A 285-nucleotide genomic window follows, 5' to 3' on the forward strand; every position below is an offset into this window, starting at 1 on the left:
GTTTCAGACGGCACCCTGCCGCCATTTATTACGTTTGTCAGCTTCCTCGGTCCGCTGCTCGGGATCGGTCTGGGATTTGATGCGATTAACGCGGAGCGTAACAAGGGGACGCTGAGCCGATTGATCTCACAGCCCATCTACCGTGATTATGTGATCAACGCCAAATACGCAGCCGCGCTGATTGTGATCAGCAGCCTGCTGTTCGCGCTCGGCTTTCTGGTCACAGGATTAGGCTTGATTGCGATCGGCATTCCGCCCACCCCGGAAGAGTTTTGGCGGATCGTT

1 protein-coding gene is annotated in these 285 nt (G+C 55.8%); it reads left to right on the plus strand.

What is annotated here, in order from left to right; translation table 11 throughout:
- Positions 1-285, plus strand: a 285-nt coding sequence (locus MXD62_RS08415; protein WP_248828833.1) for an ABC transporter permease, incomplete at both ends; no start/stop codon positions are given.

This window comes from Frankia sp. Mgl5 (assembly GCF_023242985.1).
In the GTDB taxonomy this organism is placed as follows: domain Bacteria; phylum Actinomycetota; class Actinomycetes; order Frankiales; family Frankiaceae; genus Parafrankia; species Parafrankia soli.